This window comes from Polaromonas sp. P1_E1_2 (genome assembly GCF_056406035.1).
Genome location: NZ_JBFUAZ010000436.1, coordinates 1 through 3,740, shown reverse-complemented (window position 1 = coordinate 3,740; position 3,740 = coordinate 1). Strand labels below are relative to the sequence as shown.

Here is a 3,740-nt window from a genome sequence, read left to right as displayed (position 1 = left end):
GGCGGCGGTGCCCACACCGCCTGCCGCACCCAGCACCAGGACGGTTTCACCGGCCTTGAGTTGCGCGCGGTCCATCAGGGCGTGCCACGAGGTTGCGTAAATCATGATGAAAGCGGCCGCATCCACAAAGGGGAACCCTTTTGGCAAGGGCATGCAAAGGGCTGCCGGTGCAAGCGTATGCGTGCCGAATCCGCCGGTGCCGGAGAGGCAGGCCACGTTTTGCCCCACCTGGAGGTGCGTGACGCCTTCGCCTGCCGCCTGGATGACACCGGCGTATTCGGAGCCGGGCACAAAGGGCAGGGGCGGCTTCATCTGGTACTTGTTCTGCACGATCAGCAGGTCGGGGAAGTTCAGGCTGGCGGCCTTGATCTCAATCAGCACTTCGCCTGCCTTGGGTTGYGGTGTGGGCAATTCTTTCCAGGTCAGGGCGTCTACGCCGGTGGGGTTTTCACAAAGCCAGGCTTGCATGGAATGTCTCCGATAGAAGGAATGCTGCGACAGGTGCAGAAGAAAAAGGGGGCGGCCGGCGGAAGGAGGCGGCGCCTTGCCTGCATCATAGGCAAAGCGGCAGGTTTTGCGATGTCCGGCAGGGCTCAGGCTGTCGCAGCCGTGACCGTAAAATCAGTTTATGAAAATCCTCATTTGCAACGACGACGGTTACCAGGCCTCCGGCATCATTGCCCTCTATGAAGCGCTTAAAACCGTTGCCGATGTCGAGGTGGTGGCCCCCGAGCACAACAACAGCGCCAAATCAAACGCGCTGACCCTGCACTCGCCGATGTACGTGCAGACCGCGGCCAATGGCTTTCGCTACATCAACGGCACACCGGCAGACTGCGTCCACATCGCGCTGACGGGTTTGCTGGGCTACCGGCCCGACCTGGTGGTTTCAGGTATCAATAACGGCGCCAACATGGGCGACGACACGATTTACTCCGGAACCGTGGGCGCTGCCATGGAAGGCTACCTGTTCGGCATTCCTTCCATCGCGTTTTCCCAGACTGAAAAGGGTTGGGCGCACATTGATGTGGCAGCCCGGCGTGCGGCCGAGCTGGTGCAGCAACTGATGCCCACCCTGGAGGCCGTGGCGGAAGGCGCTGAGCCGACGGTGCCGCCCTGGCTGCTCAATGTGAACATTCCCAACCTGCCCGACAACGAGATCCAGGGCGTGAAGGTGGCCCGGCTGGGGCGGCGCCATGCGGCCGAACGCGTCATCGTGCAGACCAGCCCGCGCGGCGAAACCATGTACTGGATTGGCGGTGCAGGGCCTGCGAAAGAGGCTGGTGAAGGAACCGATTTTTATGCCACCAGCCAGAAGTTTGTGTCCATCACCCCGCTGCAGGTGGATTTGACCGATCATGAGCGTCTGCCTTATTGGGCTCAAACCGCTGCCCGGCTGGCCGAGTTGCACAAAAAATCGTCATGAAATCCAGCCTCAAACCGCCATTCAATCCCGCTGCCAAAGCGCCGGCTGCAGCAGGCCGCCCGGCATTTCCGGTTCGCCTGAAGCCCGACGCGGGTGTCCCATCTGCTACAAAATCAATAGCTGGTAGCGCAAGACCAGAGCGCGCTACAGGCCAAAATAGCTTGAAGAAACCGGCACCGACCGCAGCCTCCGCGTTGCCGGGCGGTGTCGGGCTCGATTCGCAGACCGTGCGCGCGCGCATGGTGAGCAAGCTTGCTGCGCAGGGTGTTGCCGATGCGTTGGTACTCGCCGCCATGGGGGCTGTCGAACGCCATCGTTTTGTCGACACCGCGCTGGTCAACCAGGCCTATGAAGACACCAGCCTGCCGATTGGCCTGGGGCAAACCATTTCCAAACCCAATGTGGTGGCCCGCATGCTGGAGCTGCTGCGCCACGGCGCGGCCGGCAAGCTGGGGCGGGTGCTTGAAATCGGCACTGGCTGCGGCTACCAGGCCGCTGTGCTCAGCCATCTGGCGACGGAGGTCTACAGCATCGAAAGGCTGCGCGGCCTGCACGACAAAGCCAGGGAGAATTTGCGGACTTTGCGCCTCCCCAATGTGCACCTGCTGTTTGGTGATGGCATGATGGGCTACGCCAAGGGCGCGCCATATGCGGCCATCATTGCGGCTGCCGGCGGGGAAGCCATTCCGCCTGCCTGGATTGATCAGCTGGCTGTGGGCGGCAGGCTGGTGGCGCCCATGCAAACCGCCGGCGGCGCCCAGGCGCTGGTGGTGGTCGACAAAACCCCCCAGGGCGTCAGGCAGACCCTGCTGGAGGCCGTTCATTTTGTGCCTTTAAAATCGGGGACAAGCTGACGATCCGGCCACCTGCAGGACTCAGGCCGGTTATCGATATAGCAGTGACGGCATTGAACCATCCGATCATCCAGTTAACCAATACGCCATACCCGTCAGATTGACGACGAAAGAACCAATGAATCAAACCGTACGGCCGAACCGGGCAGTGTCTGTGGATGCCGCAGGCGCAAGTCATGGCGCCCGCTCAACGCTCGGCAGGCTGGCCCTGCCATGCGCCCTGGCGGCAGCGTTGCTGCTTGCCGCAGGTTGCGGCACGCGTTCTTCCACCCATGCTCCGGTTGAAGACCGCGGCACCGGACTGTCGCGTCCCACCCCAGGCGCGGTGGACGCAGGCAATGTCAAACAGTTGCCCGGTTTTGAAAACGCCGGAAAACCCGGTTACTACACCGTCAAACCCGGTGACACCATGATTCGCATCGGCCTGGAAAATGGCCAGAACTGGCGCGACATCGTGCGCTGGAACAACCTTGAAAACCCCAACATCATCGAAGTAGGGCAGGTGCTGCGTGTGGTGCCRCCGACCAGTGAAAACCCGCTGGTGGTGACCCGCCCCGTGACATCCGGCTCGGCCACCACGTCGACAGCATCCACCACGCCGACGCAGGCTGCCAGYGCGGCGCGTCCCGCGTCAGCACCGGCCGGCACCAGCCCGGCACCCGCAGCAACGGGCGATGAAGACATCGCCTGGATCTGGCCCGCGCAGGGCACGATGCTGGCGGGTTTCGATGAAGCCAAAAACAAGGGCCTGGATATTTCAGGCAAGGCGGGGGACCCCGTCATTGCTTCGGCCGACGGCCGCGTGGTGTACGCCGGCGCCGGCCTGCGCGGCTATGGCAACCTGATCATCCTCAAGCACAACAACACCTTCCTGACGGCCTATGCGCACAACCAGACTTTGCTGGTCAAGGAAGACCAGAGCGTGCGAAAGGGCCAGAAGATTGCCGAGATGGGCAACAGCGACGCGGACCGCGTGAAGCTGCATTTCGAGATTCGCCGTCAGGGCAAGCCTGTTGACCCTTCCAGATATCTGCCTGCCAAATAAGCGGTATTTTCATCCGCAGAAAGGGGCCTCGCGTTTGCCGGGCTCCTTTCTTTTTTCTGGCGCCTTGACGCTGCTTGCGCCAGGGAAGAGCTACCGAAAAATTCAAGAAAAAAGGCTCGCAGACCAGTATTGATGAGCGCAAGCAGCTATCTATTTTGTAGCAAATGATTGTCCGGAAATACAGCTGCCTGCCCGGGCCTGTGATCAGTGGGGCTGCAAAATCTCGTCGTAGCCACGGCCCTTGAACTCCAGCAGATCAATGCCATGGCCAAAAGGGTCGGCCAGCCCGGCAATGCGCCCCCAGACCCGTTCGGCCACGGGCATTTCCAGAACGGCGCCGTGGCGCTGCAACCGCTCAACCGCTGCGTCAATGTCTTCCACCACAAAATCAAGATGGACAGGTGTCCAGTGGCGC

General features: G+C 61.7%; 5 protein-coding genes. 3 read left to right on the top strand and 2 right to left on the bottom strand.

Annotated features, from left to right (window positions below):
• Positions 1-468: alcohol dehydrogenase catalytic domain-containing protein (locus tag AC1D1P_RS17460; protein ID WP_477673836.1), on the bottom strand; the 468-nt coding region annotated here is incomplete at its 3' end.
• 160 nt (positions 469-628) lie between these two features.
• Between AC1D1P_RS17460 and surE the strand changes: the two genes are divergently transcribed.
• From surE to AC1D1P_RS17445, 3 genes are all read left to right on the top strand, one after another.
• Positions 629-1,426 carry a 5'/3'-nucleotidase SurE gene (gene surE, locus AC1D1P_RS17455; protein WP_457278821.1) on the top strand — a complete coding sequence of 266 codons (798 nt, stop codon included), beginning with the start codon at positions 629-631 and terminating at the stop codon, positions 1,424-1,426.
• Positions 1,423-2,280: a protein-L-isoaspartate(D-aspartate) O-methyltransferase gene (locus AC1D1P_RS17450; RefSeq protein WP_477673835.1), complete on the top strand. Its 858-nt coding sequence runs from the start codon at positions 1,423-1,425 to the stop codon at positions 2,278-2,280. The genes surE and AC1D1P_RS17450 overlap by 4 nt, the downstream gene beginning before the upstream one ends.
• 118 nt (positions 2,281-2,398) lie before the next feature.
• Entirely contained in the window at positions 2,399-3,325 is a 927-nt protein-coding gene (locus AC1D1P_RS17445) for a peptidoglycan DD-metalloendopeptidase family protein (RefSeq protein ID WP_477673834.1), read from the top strand.
• Between the two features lie 204 nt (positions 3,326-3,529).
• Here AC1D1P_RS17445 and AC1D1P_RS17440 read toward each other — a convergent pair.
• Positions 3,530-3,740 (bottom strand): VOC family protein (locus AC1D1P_RS17440; RefSeq protein WP_477673833.1); only part of this gene is annotated, 211 nt, incomplete at its 5' end.